Here is an 18,792-nt window from a genome sequence, read left to right as displayed (position 1 = left end):
TGGTGGGCGGTCAGCCCACGTGGACCCCACCCTCGGGACCGTCGGTCGCGAGCTCCTCGTGCTTGACGTTGAGGAACAGCCAGGTGGCGAGCGAGCCCACGGCGATCAGGCCCGCGCCCACCAGGAACGCGGCGGTCGCGCCCTCGGTGAACGAGCCGAGGAAGGCGAGCGAGCCGGCCTGGTCGGGCGTCGCGCCCTGGGCGACCAGGTCGCGGAACAGGTCGGTCTTGGTGCCGTCCGCGGCCTGCAGCGAGACGGTGCTGAGGATGGCCAGGCCGAGCGCGCCGCCGACCTGCTGCATCGTGTTCAGCACGCCCGAGCCGATGCCGGAGTCCTCGGCGCGGAGGTGGTGCACCGCGGTCAGGGTGAGCGGCACGAAGACCATGCCCATGCCGACCGACATCAGGACGATGAACGGGAAGATGGAGCTCCAGTAGTTCACGCCGTCGCCGAGGAAGTTGTCCTGGGTGACGGCCAGCAGGTCCGCTGCGCCGGTGGGCACCTCGAGGCGCGAGAACCCGAACAGCGCGACCGCGGCCATCAGCGTGCCGATGCCGGCGATGAAGCGGGGGTCGATCCGGTTGACCAGGTTCGACGAGAGGCCCGCGCCGATCACGATGCCGACCGAGAACGGCAGGAACGCGAAGCCGGTGTGCAGCGGGCTGTAGCCCACGACCAGCTGGATGAACAGGCTGAGGAAGTAGAACATCGCGAACATCGCGGCCGGCACGAGCGCCATCACCAGGAAGCTGGTGGCGCGGGTGCGGTTGGCGAAGACCCGGACGGGGAGCAGCGGGTGCGCGACCCGGGACTCGACGACGGCGAAGACGGCGAGCAGGACGGCGCCGGCCGCCAGGGACGCGATGGTCCAGGTGTCGCCCCAGCCGTGCGCCTCCTCGCCGGCCCGGCTGAATCCGTAGACCAGGCCGAGCAGGCCGAAGGTGCCGGTGATGGCGCCGGGGATGTCGAGCTGGCCCGGGTGCGACTCGGACTCGTTGAGGAAGCGCGGGGCGAGGAAGGCCGCCACGAGGCCGATCGGGACGTTGATCAGGAAGGTCCAGCGCCAGCCCTCGAGGCCGAGGACCGGGTCGAGCCCGGTGAGCCAGCCACCGAGGATCAGGCCGACGGCCGCGCCGGCACCCGACATGGCGGCGTAGACCGCGAACGCGCGGTTGCGCGCCGGGCCGGCCGGGAACGTCGTGGTGATCAGCGCCAGGGCGGCGGGGGAGGCCAGGGCCGCGCCGAGGCCCTGAAGGCCGCGGGAGGCGAGCAGCAGCGCCTCGTTCTGGGCGAAGCCGCCGAGCAGCGAGGCGATCGCGAAGACCGCGAGGCCGATCATGAAGACGCGGCGCCGGCCGTAGAGGTCACCGAGCCGGCCGCCGAGCAGCAGCAGGCCGCCGAAGGCGAGGGCGTAGCCGGTGACGATCCAGGTCAGGTTGGCGTCGTTGATGTTCAGGTCGTTGCCGATGAAGGGCAGCGCGATGTTCGCGATGGAGGCGTCGAGCACCACCATCAGCTGCGCCATCGAGATAAGCACGAGGGCCCATCCGAGGTGGAGCGCCTTGCCCGTGGTGGCGTGCACCGGGGGAGTCGCGGTGTCGGTCATGGGAGGAATTTCCTTCTCTGGGTCTTCCGGGGTGGTGGCCGGAGGGTTTGCTCGCACGCTCAGCGGGTCGCCGAGGGCAGGATGATCTGGTCGATCACGCGGGTGATCAGGTCGGGGTCGGGCATCTCGCCCATCACGAACAGGCGGTGCATGACGATGCCGGCGAGGGCCGGCTCGAACAGGTCGAGGTCGAGGCCGTCCTTGAGCTCGCCGCGAGCGGCGGCGCGCTCCCAGACGAGTCGGGAGGCCGCGATCTTGGGGCCGATGACGTCGCGGCGGAAAGCCTCGGCGAAGGCCGGGTCCCGGGTGAGGGCGGTGACGACCGCGGCGAACGTCGCGACCGTCTCCTGGTCGGCCAGGCCGCCCATCCCGCAGAACATGGCCTTCAGGTCGCCGTCGAGGCTGCCGGTGTCGGGCAGCTCGTGGGGGCCCTTGGAGTGCGCCACGGCGTCGATGACGAGGCTCACCTTGTTGGTCCAGCGCCGATAGAGCGTGGCCTTGGAAGCCTTGGCCCGGGTGGCGACGGCGTCCATGGTCAACCGGTCGTAGCCGACGTCGGCGAGCACCTCGAGCGTGGCCGTGAGGATCTCCAGCTCACGGTCGCCCTCGACGCGCGGCCGCACGACAGCGGCTGCCTCGGACGGGGTCATCTGCACTCCTGTGACGATGGACACAATGAAACGAAACCGTTTCGTTTCATCGGCAACAGCGTAGGGCGGCCGAGATGTTCCCGCCAGCTCATTTCCGGTCTAGACCGGCCGATCGTCCGGCGATGTCGACCACGGCGTCGAGGGCGAAGGCCCGCCAGGCGTCGACCCGGCGCAGCAGGTAGTGGCCCACCGGTCCCATGTCGGTGAACGCCACGGAGGCGGCGAGGCGTTCCGCCCGCCCCACGAACTCCCGGGTACGACGGGCCGAGGTGATCCGGTCCGCGCGCCCGTGCGCCGCCCGCAGGTGCCGGCCGGCCAGCGCGGCGACCGGGTCGCCCCGCTCGAACCAGGGGGCCAGCGCGACCAGGCCCCGCACGGACGGGTCGTCGGCCACGCGGGAGCCGGTGCGCGCGCCCATCGAGTGGCCCAGGAGCACCACCGGGACGGTGCCGTGCGCCCGCCGTACCTCGTCGAGGGCGGCGCGGGCGTCGGCGACCGGGCCCCCGCCGTCGCCGTTCCAGCCGCGGTGTGAGTAGCGCAGCAGCCAGGTCGCGAGGCCGTGCCCGGCGTACCCCGGCGCGAGGTCGCGCTGCAGGGCCGCCATCCGGCGCCAGGAGGCGCTGCGGCCGTCGACCGGGCGGGTGGAGGTCGGCTTGCCGCCGTGCAGGAGCAGGACGACGCCGCTCGCCCCGGGCGGGTCGAGGCGGGTCAGGTGGAGGTCGGGCACCTCCGGTGTTCGGTGCGGCCGGCCGGGTGGATGGGGGTCGGACCGGCTGTCGGTGCGGACCGGCAAGATAGCCCCATGACCGACCCGACGCCCGCCACCGACGACGCCCGCGAGGAGCACCGCCGGCTGAGCGAGGAGATCGAGGACGCCCGCTGGCGCTACTACGTGCTGGACAGCCCGACGCTGTCGGACGCCGACTTCGACCAGCGGCTGCGGCGGCTGGAGGCGCTGGAGGAGGAGTTCCCCGAGCTGCGCACCCCCGGCTCGCCGACCCAGACCGTGGGCGGCGCGGTGTCGACCGAGTTCACCGCGGTCGACCACCTGCGGCGGATGGAGAGCCTCGACAACGCGTTCTCCACCGAGGAGCTGGAGAGCTGGTACGCCCGCCTCGGCCGCGACGGCATCGAGGCGCCGGCGCTGCTGTGCGAGCTGAAGGTCGACGGCCTGGCGATCAACCTCCTCTACGAGGACGGCCTGCTGGTCCGGGCGCTGACCCGCGGCGACGGCACGACCGGCGAGGACGTCACGCCCAACGTGCGCACCATCGACTCGGTCCCGCGGCGGCTGAGCGGCACCGACGAGTTCCCGGTGCCCGAGCTGATCGAGGTCCGCGGCGAGGTGTTCCTGCCGGTCGCGGCCTTCGAGCGGCTCAACGAGTCGATGACCGAGGCGGGCCGGCCGGTCTTCGCCAACCCCCGCAATGCGGCCGCCGGTTCCCTGCGACAGAAGGACCCGCGGGTCACGGCCACCCGCGCGCTCGGGATGGTCTGCCACGGCATCGGCGAGCGCCGCGGCTTCGAGCCGCAGGCGCAGTCGCACGCCTACGAGGCGCTGGCCGCCTGGGGCCTGCCCACCAGCGAGGCGGTCCGCGTGGTGCCGACCCTCGCGGAGGTCGAGGCGTTCATCGCCGACGCCGGCGAGCGGCGCCACACGATCGTCCCCTACGAGATCGACGGCGTCGTGGTGAAGGTCGACGACGTCGGGCTGCAGCGCCGGCTGGGCTCGACCAGCCGGGCGCCGCGCTGGGCGATCGCGTTCAAGTACCCGCCCGAGGAGGTCAACGCCGAGCTGCGGTCCATCGAGGTCAACGTGGGCCGCACCGGCCGCGTCACGCCGTACGGCGTCATGGAGCCGACGCGGGTCGCGGGCTCGACCGTCGAGAACGCCACCCTCCACAACTTCTACGAGGTCGAGCGCAAGGACGTCCGCCCGGGCGACACGGTGATCCTGCGCAAGGCCGGCGACGTGATCCCCGAGATCGTGGGCCCGGTGCTCGCGCTGCGCCCCGAGGGGCTCCAGCCGTGGGTGCCGCCGACCACCTGTCCCGCCTGCGGGACCGGCCTGGTCGAGCAGAAGGAGGGCGACAAGGACCGGCGCTGCCCCAACCACGAGCGCTGCCCGGGCCAGGTGCGCGAGCGGGTCTACTTCGTGGCCGGCCGCAGCGCCTTCGACATCGAGGGCCTCGGCTACGAGGCGGCGACGGCGCTCCTCGACGCGGGCGTGATCGCCAACGAGGGCGACGTCTTCGACCTCGACGCGGACAAGCTGCTCGCGACCGAGCTGTTCACCCGCGCCGCCAAGAAGGGCGAGGACGGCGAGCGGGTGCTGAGCGCCAACGGTCAGCGCCTCCTCGACAACCTCGGTTCCCGCAAGGACGTCCCGCTCTGGCGGGTGCTCGTCGCGCTGTCGATCCGGCACACCGGGCCGAGCGCCTCCCGCGCGCTCGCGCAGGAGTTCGGCTCGATGACCGCGATCCGCGCCGCGACCGAGGAGGAGCTGGCCGCCGCCGAGGGCGTCGGGCCGACGATCGCGCGGGCCGTCATCGAGTGGTTCGAGGTCGACTGGCACGTCGCGATCGTCGAGAAGTGGACCGCCGCCGGCGTCTCCATGGAGGACGAGCGTGATGAGTCGACGCCGCGCACCCTGGAGGGCCTGACCATCGTGGTCACCGGCTCCCTGGAGGGCTACAGCCGCGACTCCGCCAAGGAGGCGATCCTGTCCCGCGGCGGCAAGGCGTCCGGCTCGGTGTCGAAGAAGACCGACTTCGTCGTGGTCGGCGAGAACGCCGGCTCCAAGGCCGACAAGGCCGAGCAGCTCGGTGTCCCCGTGCTCGACGAGGACGGCTTCACCGTGCTGCTCGAGAACGGCCCGCCGCCGACGGAGGAGCTTCAGGACTCGTAGGTCGCGCCGCCCAGGCGGAGGCCGGCCCGGAACTCCTGCTCGTCCATCCCGAAGTCCTTCAGCGACGCCGCGCACACGCCGGTGTCGGGGGCGCAGACCGCGACCTCGCCGACGGAGACGCTGGCCAGCTCGCTGCCGGCGGTCCAGGTGTACGGCGTCGGGCCGGCCAGGCGAACGGCACCCCGCTGCTCGTCCAGGTCGACCACGCTGAAGGACGTCCCGGTCGATACCTCCCGACCAAGCAGCAGGTAGCGGCCGTCGGGGGAGAGGTCCAGCCAGACGTCACGCTGCCTCGGACGGTAGACCGTGAGGCCGCTGTCCAGGTCGATCACCGAGCCGTCGACGAGGGCATGCTCCCCGCCGACCTCGGTGATCACCTCGTCCAGCGACTCGGTCTCGCCGCTGCGCCAGCTCACCCGGACCGACTCGTCCCCGGAGCTCACGTAAGCGGTGTCGCCGGTGAGCACGGTCTGCTGGAAGCCATCGGTGTCGAGGTCGGGCAGCGCGACCCGAGCGACCTCCTGGTCGGTCGAGACGTCGTGCACGACCAGCTCGGCCACCCCGTCCACCGACTGGGTCCAGGCCAGGTAGGGCTGCGCGGGATCGGTCGTGTGGGCCACCTCCTCGGTGACCACTCCGACGGGTCGGATCTCGCCGTCGGGGGTGACCAGCGAGAAGCGCTGCTCGCCACCTCCGTCGCTGTAGCCGTTGTCGCCGTGCCGGACCAGCACCCCGGCCGAGGTGTAGTAGAGCGACTTCACGGCAGCGTCCGGGACCTGCACGCTGCGGGTGGCGTCGTCGTACCAGAGGGTGGTGCCGAGGGTGAAGGTGACGCCGGTGTCGGCGACGGCGCCCGGCTCGGGCTCGGCCGGCTCGACCGTGCGGGGCGTGTCGCCACGGGAGACGGCCACCAGGGCGGCCGCGAGGGCGAGACCCGCGACGACCCCGGCGCCCGTGATCCGGGTCGTGCTGCGACGGCGCCGGACGGCCCGGCCGCGGCGGAGGACGGCAGCGGGGGAGGGCGGGGGCACGTCGAGCGCGGCCGCCTCGTCGTGCAGGAGGGTGCTGAGCCGGTCAGTCATGCGGGGCTCCCAGGGGGTGCGGGACGACCGCGTCGCCGAGCAGCAGGCGAAGCTTGGCGAGGGCGTCGGAGGTCTGGCTCTTGACGGTGCCGACGGAGCAGCCGAGGGCGGCGGCGGTCTCGGCGACGCCGAGGTCGTCGTAGTAGCGGAGCACGATCACGGCACGCTGCCGCGGCGGCAGCTGGGCGAGTGCCGCCACCATCGCGGGGCGCTCGGCCGGGTCGGCGTCGTACCCCCGGTCGGGCAACTGCTCGGTCGGGTGCTCGTTGCGCCAGGAGCGGCGGCGGAACCAGGAGGTCGCGGTGTTGACCAGCACGGTGCGGGCGTACGCCGGCGCGGCGTCCAGTGAACGCACCTGGGACCAGGACCCGTAGGTCTTGGCCAGCGCCGTCTGCACCAGGTCCTCGGCGAGCGCGTGCTCGCCGACCAGGAGGTAGGCGGTGCGGTAGAGGCGCGGCCAGCTGGCATGGACCAAGTCGGTGAACTCCGCGTCGGACGGGGGTCTGGGCATCGGCGCCTCCCTCGGTGGGTCACCCTCACAGATGCGGCGCACCCGGTGTTCGGTTGGGCGGACCGAGATTCACCCTTTCGGTTCCGTGCTTCGACCACGGGAACCGCGGATCGGTGGAACTGTCGTTGCATGAAGAAGATCGGGCGTTTCATCGCCCTCACCCTGTCCACCACCGTGCTCGTCGCGGTGCCCTCGCTCGCCCAGGCCCAGGCGGCTCCGGCCGAGCGCGCGACGACGAAGTTCGCCACGATCGAGACCTGGTCGGGCGCGAAGCAGCAGGCCTGCAAGAAGTCGACGCCGAACGGGAAGAGCTGGAAGGTCGTCACCCGGGTCGTCAACGGCCGCGAGGCGGAGGTCGGCGTCGGCCTGATCGTCCGGAAGGGCGAGAAGGAGATCGCTCGCGCCGCGACCCCGATCGTCGACCAGGGCGTCACCTCGAAGCCGGTGGCCGTGCGGATCCGCAAGAACGACGAGCGGCTCGTCCTGGAGGCGTTCCAGTTCCAGGGTCAGATGGGCGACGGCGGCCCGATCAAGCTGAAGAAGATCCGCCGCTGCTGATCGCCGTCGTACGACGAAGCGCCGCCACCCGGACTCGGGTGGCGGCGCTTCCTTCGTGGGGGAAGAAGGAGTCAGACGGCGAGCTTCGCGCCGATGTCGAGGGCCCGGGTGACCAGGTGGTCGAGGGCGGCGAGGTCGGTGTCGTCGAGCTCGGGGGAGGACCCGGTGACCTTGCCGACGCCGTACGGGTTGCCGTCGTTGAACTTCAGGGCGTCGGTGTAGCCGGGCGGCACGATGATCCCGCCGAGGTGGGCGAAGGTTGTGTGCAGCGCGAGCAGCGTCGACTCCTGGCCGCCGTGCAGCGTCTGCGACGAGGTGAACGCGGTGTAGACCTTGTCGGCCAGCTTGCCCTCCGACCACAGCGGGCCGAGGGTGTCGATGAACGACTGCAGCTGGCTGGTCACGTGGCCGTAGCGGGTCGGCGAGCCCATCACGACGACGTCAGCCCAGGCCAAGTCGTCGGGCTCGGCGAACGGGCCGTCGGCGATCTCCTCGACGTGCGCCTTCCAGGCGTCCTGCCCCTCGTACGCCGAGGCCGGCGCGGTCTCGCGCACGTGCCGCAGCCGGACCTCGGCGCCGTGCTTCTCCGCGGTCTCGGCGATCCGCTGCGCCATGGCGTGGGTCGTGCCGTACGAGGAGTAGTAGACGATCGCGATCTTGGTGGGCATCAGGTGGATCTCCATCCGCAGGTCGGTTGAGCCTTCAACCAGACCGGTAACCGACCGCCGACGGGACAAACGACTCCCTCTCCTAGGATGGAGACCATGCCTGAGATCACCAGAGACGAGGTCGCGCACCTGGCGACGCTCGCCCGGATCGACCTGGACGACGCCGAGCTCGACCACCTGGCCCCGCAGCTGTCGGTGATCCTGGAGTCGGTCGCCTCGATCAGCGGCGTCGCCGGCGACGACGTGCCCCCGACGTCCCACCCCGTGCCGCTGACGAACGTCTTCCGAGAGGACGTCGTCCGGCCTTCGCTGACGCCCGAGCAGGCGCTCTCCGGGGCCCCGGCCTCGGAGCAGCAGCGCTTCGCCGTCCCGCGGATCCTGGGGGACGAGCAGTGAGCGACCTGACCCGCCTGACCGCCGCCCAGGCCGCCGACGCGCTGGCCGCGGGCGAGACCACCTCGGTGGCGCTGACCCAGGCCGCGCTCGACCGCATCGCCGCGGTCGAGGGCGCCGTGCACGCCTTCCTTCACGTCGACGCCGCGGGCGCGCTCGAGCAGGCCGCGGCCTCCGACGCCCGACGCGCGGCCGGCGAGCCGCTGCACGCGCTCGACGGCGTGCCGATCGCGGTCAAGGACGTGCTGGCGACCGACGGGCTGCCCACGACCTGCGGGTCGAAGATCCTCGAGGGCTGGGTCCCGCCGTACGACGCCACGGTGGTCGCGAAGCTGAAGGCGGCCGGTCTGCCGATCCTCGGCAAGACCAACATGGACGAGTTCGCGATGGGCTCCTCGACGGAGCACTCGGCGTACGGCCCGACCTACAACCCCTGGGACCTGACCCGGATCCCGGGCGGCTCCGGCGGCGGGTCCGCGGCCGCGGTCGCCGCCTTCGAGGCGCCGCTGGCCCTCGGCACCGACACCGGCGGCTCCATCCGCCAGCCCGGCGCGGTGACCGGCACGGTCGGCGTGAAGCCGACGTACGGCGGGGTCTCGCGCTACGGCCTGGTCGCGATGGCCAACAGCCTCGACCAGGTGGGCCCGGTGACCCGCACGGTCCTCGACGCCGCGCTGCTGCACGACCTGATCGGCGGCCACGACCCGCTCGACTCCACCAGCATCGACCAGCCGCTGCCCGACCTGGTCGCAGCGGCCCGCGAGGGTGCGGCCGGCGACCTGAGCGGCCTGAAGGTCGGCGTGATCACCGAGCTGTCCGGCGACGGCTACCAGGCCGGCGTGCTGGCCCGCTTCCAGGAGTCGGTCGACCTGCTGGTCAAGGCCGGTGCCGAGGTCGTCGAGGTGTCCTGCCCGAACTTCGTGCACGCGCTGGCGACGTACTACCTGATCATGCCGTGCGAGGCGTCCTCCAACCTCGCCAAGTTCGACGCCATGCGCTACGGCCTGCGGGTGCTGCCCGAGGGCATCGACAACCCCAGCGCCGAGGACGTCATGCGGGCCTCGCGCGACGCCGGCTTCGGCGACGAGGTCAAGCGCCGGATCATCCTCGGCACCTACGCCCTGTCGAGCGGCTACTACGACGCCTACTACGGCACCGCTCAGAAGGTGCGCACGCTCATCACGCGCGACTTCGACGCCGCCTTCGAGCAGGTCGACGTGCTGGTCTCGCCCACCGCGCCGACCACGGCGTTCGAGCTGGGGGAGAAGCTGGACGACCCGATCGCGATGTACCTCAACGACCTCGCGACCATCCCCGCCAACCTCGCGGGCGTTCCCGGCATCTCGCTGCCCAGCGGGCTCGCCGACGAGGACGGCCTGCCGGCCGGTTTCCAGATCCTGGCCCCCGCGCTCGCCGACGACCGGCTCTACCGCGTCGGCGCGGCGCTCGAGGCCGCCCTCGAGGCGCAGTGGGGCGCCCCGCTGCTGGACAAGGCCCCTTCCCTGGACGGAGATTCGGCATGAGTGACACCCTCGTCGCCTTCGACGACGTGCTCGCGTCGTACGACCCGGCCCTCGGGCTCGAGGTCCACGTCGAGCTGAACACCGCGACCAAGATGTTCTGCGGCTGCCCGGCGGTCTTCGGCGGCGAGCCGAACACCCAGGTCTGCCCGACCTGCCTGGGCCTGCCCGGCGCGATGCCGGTCGTCAACGGCAAGGCCGTCGAGTCGGCGATCCGGATCGGGCTGGCGCTCAACTGCGAGATCGCGGAGTGGTGCCGGTTCGCGCGGAAGAACTACTTCTACCCGGACATGCCGAAGAACTTCCAGACCTCCCAGTACGACGAGCCGATCTGCTTCGAGGGCTGGATGGACGTCGACGTGGACGGCGAGACCTTCCGCGTCGAGATCGAGCGCGCCCACATGGAGGAGGACACCGGCAAGTCGCTGCACGTCGGGGGCGCCACCGGGCGCATCCACGGCGCCGACTACTCGCTGGTCGACTACAACCGCGCCGGCATCCCCCTGATCGAGATCGTCACCAAGCCGATCCGCGGCGCCGGGGCCAAGGCGCCGGCCGTGGCTCGGGCCTACGTCAGCCAGCTGCGCGACCTGATCGTCGCGCTGGGGGTCTCCGAGGCCCGGATGGACCAGGGCAACCTGCGCGCCGACGTCAACCTGTCGCTCGCCCCGAAGGACTCCGGCACGCTCGGCACCCGCACCGAGACCAAGAACGTCAACTCGTTCCGCTCGGTGGAGCGCGCGGTCCGCTACGAGATGCAGCGGCACGCCGCGATCCTCGACAGCGGCGGGGCGATCTTCCAGGAGACCCGGCACTGGCACGAGGACACCGGCGTCACCACGAGCGGCCGTCCCAAGTCCGACGCCGACGACTACCGCTACTTCCCGGAGCCCGACCTGGTGCCGGTGGCGCCGAGCCGGGAGTGGGTCGAGGAGCTGCGCGGCACGCTGCCCGAGAACCCGGTCGAGCGCCGGGCCCGGCTGCAGGCCGAGTGGGGCTACACCGACCTGGAGATGCGCGACGTGGTCGCCTCGGGCCTGCTCGGCCCGATCGAGGAGACCGTCGCCGCCGGTGCGTCCGCCCAGGCGGCCCGCAAGTGGTGGATCGCCGAGCTGACCCGCCGGGCCAACGACGCGGGCGTCGACGTCGTCGACCTCGGCGTGAGCCCGGCCCAGGTGGCCGCCGTCCAGGCCCTGGTCGACGCCGGCACGATCAACGACAAGCTGGCCCGCCAGGTGTTCGACGGACTGCTGGCCGGCGAGGGCACGCCGGAGGAGATCGTCGCGGCCCGCGGGCTCGCGGTCGTCTCCGACGACGGCGCGCTCGGTGCCGCGGTCGACGCCGCGATCGCCGCCAACCCCGACGTCGCCGACAAGATCCGCGACGGCAAGGTTGCGGCCGCCGGCGCCCTCATCGGCGCGGTGATGAAGGAGATGCGCGGCCAGGCCGACGCCGCCCGCGTGCGCGAGCTGATCCTGGAGAAGCTGGCCTGAGCCCTGCGTGACGGACGTCATGCGGAGGGAGCCCTCGGGGGCTCGGTCCGCATGACGTCCTGCGTCGGGAGCGGGGTTATGGTGCCGGGACACATTCACCAACGCCCGCAGCAGGGGAAGCCGGTGCGAGCCCGGCGCTGACCCGCAACCGTGTGCCGCGGAGTACGACGTACTCCGCGGCGAGCCGGAGCACCTGCCGTGACGCGTCCTGATCACATCGCTGTCGAGGAACGCAGCGGGTGGCCGAGCCGGTTCCGCCGGTTCCCGCCCGCTGTCGCAGCGGGAAGGAACCCATGAATCGCACCACCGCACGCGGCACCGCCGCCGTGACCGGTGCCGTCCTGGCGCTCGGTCTCGGGCTGTCGGCCCCCGGCGCGCAGGCTGCGCCCATCCCGGCTCCGGCCGGCTCGGACCCGGCGCCCGCCGCTGCCGGAGCCCGCTACCTCGCCGCCCAGCCCGGCGCCGACAGCCTGGTCAAGACCTTCTACGTCTACCCCGAGGGCAACCCGCCTCAGAGCTACACCGACTACGGCCTGACCGTCGACCTCGGGTTCGCCCTGGACGCGGTCGGCAGCCAGGGCGCCAAGCTCACGGCGGTGACGGACGCGCTGGTGGCCAACATCGGCAACTACGCCTTCAGCGGTGGTGCGCGGGCCAAGCTGGCGTCGTTCCTCGTGGCGCAGGGCCGCACGGGCGCATCCATCACTGAGCTGGTGACCGCGTTGGAAGGCAACGTCTCCGAGGAGGCAGGGATCGTCGGGCGCCTGGTCGACGCCGACCCCAACGACTACAACTCTCCGCTCACCCAGGCGTACGCCGCGTCCGCCCTCGACCTGGCTGGTTCCGACGAGGCAGCCGCCGCCCGTACCTTCCTGCTCGCGCAGCAGTGCGACGAGGGATTCTTCCGGCAGGACTTCTCCGCCAAGGACGCCGCCGACCAGACGTGCGACGGTGCCGCGACGACGACCCCGAGCGTCGACTCCACCGGCCTGGCTGTGCTGATGCTGCAGAGCCAGAAGGACGAGCCGGTCGTCGCTGCGGCCATCGAGTCGGCCGTCGCCTGGCTGATCTCCCAGCAGGCCGACAACGGCTCGTTCGGCGGCAATGCCAACTCCACCGGTCTCGCGGGTTGGGCGATGGGCGTGGCGGGTGCGACCGACTACGCCGCCGACGCGGCCTCCTGGCTGCGTGCCCACCAGCTGGCCAACGCCGGTGCGTGCGTGCCGTTCGCCACGAAGGATTCCGGCGCCGTCACCCTCGACGACCTGGGCTTCGCCAACGCCAAGGCCGGTGCGCTCGACGCCGTCGACAACAGCGTCGCGACCCGTGCGTCCACCCAGGCCGTGCCGGCCCTCCTGTGGGCGGACGGCGGGAACGCGATGGGCAAGCCGAGCGTGGACGCGACCGCCAAGCTGGTCCGCGCCGGCTCCCAGCAGCCGGTGACGCTGACGGGCGCCCCCGGCGACACCCTGTGCGTGAGCGCAGCGGGTGCTCGTACGCTCGTGACGCTCCCGGCGACCGGCACCGCCCGGTCGACGGTGACGCTGCCGGCCAGGACCGCGCGTACCGCCGTCTCGGTCGTCGACGCCGGCGGTCAGACCGCGTCGGTGACGATCCGAGGGCTCGCCGGCCTGAAGGTCCGCTTCGCCACGGCGACCAAGGTCCGCAAGGGCAAGCGGGTCGTCGTGAAGGTCAGGGGCCTCGCCGCCGGCGAGTCCATCACGGTTGCCTTCCGCGGCAAGAAGGTCGTCACGACCAAGGCGAACGCGAGCGGTCGCAAGACGGTGCGCTTCCGAGCGACCAAGCTCGGCCGGGCCAAGCTCGTCGTCCGTGGCGAGTTCGCCAACCGCAGGGGCACGAAGGTCGTCACCGTCACCCGATGACCTCTCGTCCGTTCCGCCGGCTCGTCGTCGCGGCCCTCGTGGTCGCGGCGACGAGTCTGGGTGTCGTCGCCACCGCTCCGCAGGCGTCCGCGTCGACGTGCTCCGACGCAGACGGCGTCAGCGTCATCGTCGACTTCAAGCAGTTGGGCGGAGGGGTGCAGGGGACCTGCGTCGACGGCGCCGGGCAGAAGGCCTCCGCACTCTTCCCGGCGGCGGGCTTCGGACTGGAGTACGTCCAGAGCGAGCCCGGGTTCGTCTGCCGCGTCGCGCTGAAGCCCGACAACCAGGCGTGTGCGGACACCCCGCCGAACGACGCGTTCTGGGGCCTGTGGTGGACCGACGGCCGCAGCGGAACCTGGAGCTTCTCCAACTACGGGGTCGGCTCGCTGAAGGTCCCGGCCGGTGGCTCAGTCGCCTTCGCCTGGAAGCAGGGCTCAGCCTCCGCCACCCCGCCGGGGGTGCGCGCCCCCGTCCCTCCGACCGCAGCACCGACGCCCACCTCCTCGCCGTCCGCGAAGCCTACGAAGAAGCCGTCGTCGAAGCCGTCGTCGAAGCCTGCGCGGCCCGCCTCTTCTGCGGCGACGCCGAGTCCCTCGGCCGTACCGTCATCGGCTCCGTCGTCGGCGGCCACCGACACCCCGTCCACCTCCGTCGAACCGTCCCCGTCCGGGTCGCTCTCGGCGTCGACGACCGCGGCCGGCTCGCCGTCCGGCGTGCCGAGCAGCGGCGTCTCGGCGCCGCCGCCCAGCGCGGACGTCGTCGACCCGGTCGCGCCGGCGTCGAGCGACACGACGACCGACGAGGGCGTCCCGACCTGGCTGGTGCTGACCCTGCTCGTCGCGATCGGTGGCGGGACGGCCGGCGCCGTCGTCCTCCGACGCCGGTCCGCTCGCTCGTCGGGACCGTGACCGCGGCCACCGCCGTCCGCGCGGGTCGGCTGCCGCGCGACCTGCACCCGCTGGCCTGGTGGGCGTGGGCGATCGGCCTCGCGGCGACGGCCTCGGCGACCACCAACCCGTTCGTGCTGCTGCTCCTGGTGGGCGTCGCAGCCCTGGTCGTGACCGCCCGCCGCTCCGAGCAGCCCTGGGCCCGCTCGTTCCGCCTCTACCTCTGGCTGGGGTTGGCGATCGTCGTGATCCGGGTCGTCTTCCGCCTGATCTTCGGGGGGTCCTACGAGGGGACCGTCCTGCTGGATCTGCCGGAGATCCCGCTCCCGGACTGGGTCCTCGGCATCACCCTGCTCGGCCCCGTCACGCAGGAGGCCCTCCTCGCCGGGCTGTACGACGGGATGCGGCTGGCCGCCGTGGTGATCTGCCTCGGCGCCGCCAACGCCCTGGCCAACCCGAAGCGGCTGCTGCGCTCGATGCCGTCGGCGCTCTACGAGATCGGCACCGCACTGGTCGTGGCGGTCACGGTGCTGCCGCAGCTGGCCGACAGCGTCCGCCGGGTCCGAGCCGCCCAGCGGCTGCGGGCCGGTGACGAGCGTCGGGTCGGCCGGCTCCGCCGTACCCTCGTGCCGGTGCTGGAGGACGCCCTCGAGCGGTCGCTGGCGCTGGCCGCCGGGATGGACGCCCGCGGCTACGGCCGCAGCTCCGGGGCGTCGCGCGGCGAGCGGCGGACCACGGGCGCGCTGCTCCTGCTCGGGCTGTGCGGGCTGTGCGTCGGCTCGTACGCCGTCCTCGACGCCACCGCTCCGCGCTGGCTGGCGCTGCCGATGGTCGTCCTCGGCCTGGTGCTCGCGGCTGCCGGGCTGCGCAGCGCGGGGCGGCGGGCCGAGCGGACGACGTACCGTCCCGACCCGTGGCGCTGGCCCGAGACCGGCGTCGCGCTCTGCGGACTGGCCGCCGGGGTGAGCGGCTGGTGGGTCGCCCACGAGACGCCGCTGCTGGCCTACCCGGGACTGGCCTCCGTCCCGCAGGTCAGCGCGGTCGCCCTGGCCGGCGCCCTCATCGGGCTCGCGGCGGCCGCCCTGGCGCCACCGCCCCGGGTGGTGCTGGCGTGATCGAGCTGCGCGGCATCACCTTCGCCTACGACGACCACCGCATCCTCGACGGCGTCGACCTCGACCTCGACGAGGGCGAGCTGGTCCTGGTCTCCGGCCCGACCGGTGTCGGGAAGTCCACCCTCCTGGGCGTGGTGACCGGCCTGGTGCCGCGCTTCTCCGGTGGGGTTCTCGGCGGCGACGTGCTGCTCGACGGCGTCAGCATCGTCCGTACGCCGCCACGCGAGCGCGCCCACGCGATCGGTTACGTCGGCCAGGACCCGGCCGCCGGCTTCGTGACCGACACCGTGGAGGACGAGCTCGCCTACGGGATGGAGCAGCTCGGCCTGCCCGCCGAGACGATGCGCCGCCGGGTCGAGGAGACCCTCGACCTGCTCGGGATCGCCGAGCTGCGCGACCGCGACCTGCGCACCCTCTCCGGCGGCCAGCAGCAGCGGGTGGCGATCGGGGCGGTGCTGACCATGCACCCGCGGCTGCTGGTGCTCGACGAGCCCACCTCGGCGCTCGACCCCACCGCGGCCGAGGAGGTGCTCGCCACCCTCACCCGGCTCGTCCACGACCTCGGCGTCTCGGTGCTGCTGGCCGAGCACCGCCTGGAGCGGGTGGTCCCGTTCGCCGACCGGATGTGCCTGCTGACCGGTGACGGACGGGTCGCGGTGGGGGAGCCGGCGCAGCTGCTGGCGACGTCCCCCGTCGTACCTCCGATCGTGGAGCTGGGCCGCGCGGCCGGCTGGTCGCCGCTGCCGCTGAGCGTGCGCGACGCGCGCCGGCGGGCACGAGAGCTGCCGGCCCTGGCTCTCCCCGAGCCGGCGACCGAGCCGACCGCGGCACCCGGCCTGGTGGCCACCGGGGTCACCGTCGTGCACGGCCGCACCGTGGCGCTGCGGGAGGTCGACGTCCGAGTCCCCGCGGGCCGGGTGACGGCGCTGATGGGGCGCAACGGCTCGGGCAAGTCCTCCCTGCTGTGGAGCCTGCAGGGCACCGGCCGCCGGCAGGCGGGCACGGTCCAGGTCGGCGAGCTGGACCCGGCCCGGCTGGAGGCGGCGGACCGCCGCGCGCTGGTCGGCCTCCTGCCCCAGACCGCCGGCGACCTGCTCTACCTGGAGACGGTCGCCGAGGAGTGCGCCGCGGGCGGCCCGGCCACGCGCAGGATCCTGGACCGACTGGTCCCCGGCATCCCCGACGACGGGCACCCGCGCGACCTCTCGGAGGGCCAGCGCCTGGCGCTCGCACTCGCCCTGGTGCTGGCCGCCCGGCCGCGCGTGGTGCTGCTCGACGAGCCCACCCGCGGCCTCGACTACGCCGCGAAGCGGGTGCTGGCCACCATCCTGCGCGACCTCGCCGCGAACGGGCACGCCGTCCTGGTCGCCACCCACGACGTCGAGTTCGTGGCCCAGGCCGCCGACGACGTGGTGGTGCTGGCCGAGGGCGAGGTCGTCTCGTCGGGCCCGGTCCGACGCGTCGTCGCCGAGTCCCCGGCCTTCGCGCCCCAGGTCACCAAGGTGCTGGGCTCGCCCTGGCTGCGGGTCGACGAGGTCGTGGCCGCCCTGGACGGCGTCCGGTGAGCGGCGCCGTCGCCCTCTCGCGCCGCTCGGCCGCGGTGCTCCTGGTCGCCTCGGTCGCCGGGCTCGGCATGCTCTGCTGGCCGCTGCTCGTTCAGGTCGACGCCGGCACCACCCGGGTCGATCCGCCCTTCCTGTTCCTGGCCCTGCTGCCGGTCGTGATCGCGGTGGTGCTGGCCGAGGTCAGTGAGGGCGGGCTGGACCCTCGGGTGCTGGCCGTCCTCGGCGTGCTGAGCGCCATCAACGCCGTGCTGCGCGGCATCTCGGCCGGTACGGCGGGCGTCGAGCTGGTCTTCTTCCTGCTGATCCTGGCCGGCCGGGTGTTCGGCGCCGGGTTCGGCTTCGTCCTCGGCTGCACGTCCCTCTTCGCGTCGGCCCTGATGACCGCGGGCGTCGGCCCGTGGCTGCCGTTCCAGATGATCTGCTCGGCCTGGATCGGCATGGGCGCCGGGCTGTTGCCGCGCCGGGTCACCGGGCGCGCCGAGGTCGTGATGCTCGCGGCGTACGGCGTGGTCGCGGCGTACGCCTACGGCCTGCTGATGAACCTCTCCGGCTGGCCGTTCCTGCTCGGCGTGCAGGTGCCGGGCCACGAGGGCTCGCTGGCCTACGTGCCGGGGGCGCCGCTGCTGGACAACCTGCAGACCTTCCTCGTCTACACGCTGCTGACCTCGACCAGCAGCTTCGACACCGGACGGGCGGTCACCACGGCGGTCGCCGTGGTCGTCCTCGGACCGGCGGTGCTGACGACCCTGCGCCGGGCCGCGCGGCGGGCGACGGTGACCGGTCGTGTCGAGGAGCCGACTACGGCCGGATGACCAGGATCCGGTCGTCGCCCTCGCGGGGGTCGATCCGACCGTCCCGGTTGCTCGTCGTCAGCCACAACCGTCCGTCGGGAGCGGTGACCACGGTGCGCATCCGCCCGTAGTCACCGACGAAGTACGGCGTCGGATTCGTCGCCTCGCCGTCCTCGAGGTCGACCCGCCACAGCCGCTCGCCCTTCAGCGCGGCCAGCCACAGGTGGCCGCCGGCGTACGCGAGCCCGGAGGGGGAGGCCTCGTCGGTGCCCCAGGTGACCTGCGGATCGGTGAACCCCTGGTCGGTGCCGCCCTCGCCCTCGACCTCCGGCCAGCCGTAGTTGTCACCGGCCCGGATCCGGTTGAGCTCGTCGAAGGTCTGGTCGCCGAACTCCGAGGCCCAGAGCTGGTCGTCGACGAAGGCCAGGCCCTGGACGTTGCGGTGGCCCCACGACCACACCGGGCTGTCGAACGGGTTCCCGGGGGCGGGGTCGCCGTCGGGCGTGATCCGCAGGATCTTGCCGGCCAGGTCCTCGCGGTCCTGGGCGCGGTCGGGCTCGCCGATCTCGCCGGTGGTCACGTAGAGGTAGCCGTTCGGCCCGAACTCCAGCCGGCCGCCGTCGTGGCGGAAGCCGTTGGGGATGCCGGTGAGGATCGGCTCGGGCGTGCCGAGCCGGTTGCCGCGCAGCGTCGCGCGAACCACCCGGTTGTCCTCGGCGGTGCTGACGTAGAGGAAGACGAAGCGGTCCTCGTCGAAGGTGGGCGACACGGCAACGCCGAGCAGCCCGGCCTCGCCCTGGGGCGCGGCGGCGTCGATCGTGCCGAGCTCGGTGACCCGGTGCGGCCGCTCGCCGCCGATCCGCAGCACCCGCCGGGTGTCGCGCTCGGTGACGATCGCGTCGCCGTCGGGCAGGAAGTCCAGGCCCCAGGGGGCGGCGAGGCCGGTCGCGATCGTCCCCAGCACCTTCGGCGGCTTCGTCGTGACGGCCTCGGTCGACTCGGTCGCGCTCGGCGACGACGACGGCGCGGCGGCGCTCGTCGGGGCGCTCGGGGTGGGCGTCGGGGTCGGTGTGCCCTCGATCTCGTAGGTCACCTCGGACCCGCCCTGCGAGCAGCCCGCCAGCAGTCCGGCCGACAGGACCAGGGCGAGTGCTCGCTTCAT

At 73.0% G+C, this 18,792-nt stretch carries 17 protein-coding genes and 1 riboswitch; of the genes, 10 read left to right on the top strand and 7 right to left on the bottom strand.

What is annotated here, in order from left to right; translation table 11 throughout:
* Nucleotides 1-10: 10 nt before the first annotated feature.
* From BLT76_RS07710 to BLT76_RS07700, 3 genes are all read right to left on the bottom strand, one after another.
* On the bottom strand, nucleotides 11-1,606 hold the full coding sequence (locus tag BLT76_RS07710) for an MFS transporter (RefSeq protein ID WP_090853199.1): 1,596 nt from the start codon (nucleotides 1,604-1,606) through the stop codon (nucleotides 11-13).
* Between the two features lie 59 nt (nucleotides 1,607-1,665).
* A complete protein-coding gene (locus BLT76_RS07705) occupies nucleotides 1,666-2,256 on the bottom strand; it encodes a TetR/AcrR family transcriptional regulator (RefSeq protein ID WP_090853196.1) in 591 nt (196 codons plus the stop codon).
* An 88-nt stretch (nucleotides 2,257-2,344) separates the two neighbouring features.
* Nucleotides 2,345-2,983, bottom strand: coding sequence for an alpha/beta hydrolase (locus BLT76_RS07700; protein ID WP_211752786.1), 639 nt, complete (start codon nucleotides 2,981-2,983; stop codon nucleotides 2,345-2,347).
* A gap of 75 nt (nucleotides 2,984-3,058) precedes the next feature.
* Here BLT76_RS07700 and ligA point away from each other — a divergent pair, with 75 nt between their 5' ends.
* Nucleotides 3,059-5,164 carry an NAD-dependent DNA ligase LigA gene (ligA, locus tag BLT76_RS07695; protein WP_170866971.1) on the top strand — a complete coding sequence of 702 codons (2,106 nt, stop codon included), beginning with the start codon at nucleotides 3,059-3,061 and terminating at the stop codon, nucleotides 5,162-5,164.
* On the opposite strand, the gene BLT76_RS07690 is transcribed toward ligA, so the two are convergent.
* Both BLT76_RS07690 and BLT76_RS07685 read right to left on the bottom strand, forming a co-directional pair.
* Nucleotides 5,152-6,246 (bottom strand): hypothetical protein, encoded by a 1,095-nt coding sequence (locus tag BLT76_RS07690; RefSeq protein WP_090853193.1) that lies wholly within the window; start codon nucleotides 6,244-6,246, stop codon nucleotides 5,152-5,154. The genes ligA and BLT76_RS07690 overlap by 13 nt on opposite strands.
* A complete protein-coding gene (locus BLT76_RS07685) occupies nucleotides 6,239-6,757 on the bottom strand; it encodes a SigE family RNA polymerase sigma factor (protein WP_090853190.1) in 519 nt (172 codons plus the stop codon). The genes BLT76_RS07690 and BLT76_RS07685 overlap by 8 nt, the downstream gene beginning before the upstream one ends.
* A 129-nt stretch (nucleotides 6,758-6,886) precedes the next feature.
* On the opposite strand from BLT76_RS07685, the gene BLT76_RS07680 reads away from it, so the two are divergent.
* The gene (locus BLT76_RS07680) at nucleotides 6,887-7,315 is read left to right on the top strand and encodes a hypothetical protein (RefSeq protein WP_090853187.1); all 429 of its coding nucleotides are present in this window, start codon (nucleotides 6,887-6,889) and stop codon (nucleotides 7,313-7,315) included.
* 71 nt (nucleotides 7,316-7,386) lie between these two features.
* Here BLT76_RS07680 and wrbA read toward each other — a convergent pair whose 3' ends face one another.
* Complete coding sequence (gene wrbA / locus BLT76_RS07675) at nucleotides 7,387-7,998, bottom strand: NAD(P)H:quinone oxidoreductase (RefSeq protein WP_090853184.1); 612 nt, start codon at nucleotides 7,996-7,998, stop codon at nucleotides 7,387-7,389.
* An 81-nt stretch (nucleotides 7,999-8,079) separates the two neighbouring features.
* On the opposite strand from wrbA, the gene gatC reads away from it, so the two are divergent.
* The 8 genes from gatC to BLT76_RS07635 all read left to right on the top strand — a co-directional run bounded on the left by gatC (nucleotide 8,080) and on the right by BLT76_RS07635 (nucleotide 17,651).
* A complete protein-coding gene (gene gatC / locus BLT76_RS07670) occupies nucleotides 8,080-8,379 on the top strand; it encodes an Asp-tRNA(Asn)/Glu-tRNA(Gln) amidotransferase subunit GatC (protein ID WP_090853493.1) in 300 nt (99 codons plus the stop codon).
* Entirely contained in the window at nucleotides 8,376-9,899 is a 1,524-nt protein-coding gene (gatA, locus tag BLT76_RS07665; protein ID WP_090853181.1) for an Asp-tRNA(Asn)/Glu-tRNA(Gln) amidotransferase subunit GatA, read from the top strand. Before gatC ends, gatA begins: the two co-directional genes overlap by 4 nt.
* On the top strand, nucleotides 9,896-11,389 hold the full coding sequence (gene gatB / locus BLT76_RS07660) for an Asp-tRNA(Asn)/Glu-tRNA(Gln) amidotransferase subunit GatB (RefSeq protein ID WP_090853178.1): 1,494 nt from the start codon (nucleotides 9,896-9,898) through the stop codon (nucleotides 11,387-11,389). Before gatA ends, gatB begins: the two co-directional genes overlap by 4 nt.
* A 62-nt stretch (nucleotides 11,390-11,451) precedes the next feature.
* Nucleotides 11,452-11,604: riboswitch (cobalamin riboswitch) on the top strand.
* A gap of 78 nt (nucleotides 11,605-11,682) precedes the next feature.
* The gene (locus tag BLT76_RS07655; protein ID WP_090853174.1) at nucleotides 11,683-13,272 is read left to right on the top strand and encodes a prenyltransferase/squalene oxidase repeat-containing protein; all 1,590 of its coding nucleotides are present in this window, start codon (nucleotides 11,683-11,685) and stop codon (nucleotides 13,270-13,272) included.
* A complete protein-coding gene (locus tag BLT76_RS07650; protein ID WP_090853171.1) occupies nucleotides 13,269-14,180 on the top strand; it encodes a hypothetical protein in 912 nt (303 codons plus the stop codon). Before BLT76_RS07655 ends, BLT76_RS07650 begins: the two co-directional genes overlap by 4 nt.
* Complete coding sequence (locus BLT76_RS07645) at nucleotides 14,177-15,274, top strand: CbiQ family ECF transporter T component (protein ID WP_090853169.1); 1,098 nt, start codon at nucleotides 14,177-14,179, stop codon at nucleotides 15,272-15,274. The genes BLT76_RS07650 and BLT76_RS07645 overlap by 4 nt, the downstream gene beginning before the upstream one ends.
* Nucleotides 15,271-16,839, top strand: coding sequence for an ABC transporter ATP-binding protein (locus BLT76_RS07640; RefSeq protein WP_090853166.1), 1,569 nt, complete (start codon nucleotides 15,271-15,273; stop codon nucleotides 16,837-16,839). Before BLT76_RS07645 ends, BLT76_RS07640 begins: the two co-directional genes overlap by 4 nt.
* A complete protein-coding gene (locus tag BLT76_RS07635) occupies nucleotides 16,836-17,651 on the top strand; it encodes an ECF transporter S component (protein ID WP_211752784.1) in 816 nt (271 codons plus the stop codon). Before BLT76_RS07640 ends, BLT76_RS07635 begins: the two co-directional genes overlap by 4 nt.
* On the opposite strand, the gene BLT76_RS07630 is transcribed toward BLT76_RS07635, so the two are convergent.
* The gene (locus BLT76_RS07630) at nucleotides 17,638-18,792 is read right to left on the bottom strand and encodes a PQQ-dependent sugar dehydrogenase (RefSeq protein WP_090853163.1); all 1,155 of its coding nucleotides are present in this window, start codon (nucleotides 18,790-18,792) and stop codon (nucleotides 17,638-17,640) included. The two genes, BLT76_RS07635 and BLT76_RS07630, sit on opposite strands and share 14 nt — an antisense overlap.

This window comes from Nocardioides lianchengensis (genome assembly GCF_900101465.1).
GTDB classification, from domain to species: Bacteria; Actinomycetota; Actinomycetes; order Propionibacteriales; family Nocardioidaceae; genus Nocardioides; species Nocardioides lianchengensis.
The sequence above is the reverse complement of the archived record's forward strand: the minus strand, read 5'-3'. Positions and strand labels throughout refer to the sequence as shown.

Coding starts and splice junctions, on each gene's coding strand:
- BLT76_RS07710 (WP_090853199.1), bottom strand. CDS start 1,606: ATGACCGACACCGCGACTCCCCCGGTGCACGCCACCACGGGCAAGGCG.
- BLT76_RS07705 (WP_090853196.1), bottom strand. CDS start 2,256: ATGACCCCGTCCGAGGCAGCCGCTGTCGTGCGGCCGCGCGTCGAGGGC.
- ligA (WP_170866971.1), top strand. CDS start 3,059: ATGACCGACCCGACGCCCGCCACCGACGACGCCCGCGAGGAGCACCGC.
- BLT76_RS07690 (WP_090853193.1), bottom strand. CDS start 6,246: ATGACTGACCGGCTCAGCACCCTCCTGCACGACGAGGCGGCCGCGCTC.
- BLT76_RS07685 (WP_090853190.1), bottom strand. CDS start 6,757: ATGCCCAGACCCCCGTCCGACGCGGAGTTCACCGACTTGGTCCATGCC.
- BLT76_RS07680 (WP_090853187.1), top strand. CDS start 6,887: ATGAAGAAGATCGGGCGTTTCATCGCCCTCACCCTGTCCACCACCGTG.
- wrbA (WP_090853184.1), bottom strand. CDS start 7,998: ATGGAGATCCACCTGATGCCCACCAAGATCGCGATCGTCTACTACTCC.
- gatC (WP_090853493.1), top strand. CDS start 8,080: ATGCCTGAGATCACCAGAGACGAGGTCGCGCACCTGGCGACGCTCGCC.
- gatB (WP_090853178.1), top strand. CDS start 9,896: ATGAGTGACACCCTCGTCGCCTTCGACGACGTGCTCGCGTCGTACGAC.
- BLT76_RS07655 (WP_090853174.1), top strand. CDS start 11,683: ATGAATCGCACCACCGCACGCGGCACCGCCGCCGTGACCGGTGCCGTC.
- BLT76_RS07650 (WP_090853171.1), top strand. CDS start 13,269: ATGACCTCTCGTCCGTTCCGCCGGCTCGTCGTCGCGGCCCTCGTGGTC.
- BLT76_RS07630 (WP_090853163.1), bottom strand. CDS start 18,792: ATGAAGCGAGCACTCGCCCTGGTCCTGTCGGCCGGACTGCTGGCGGGC.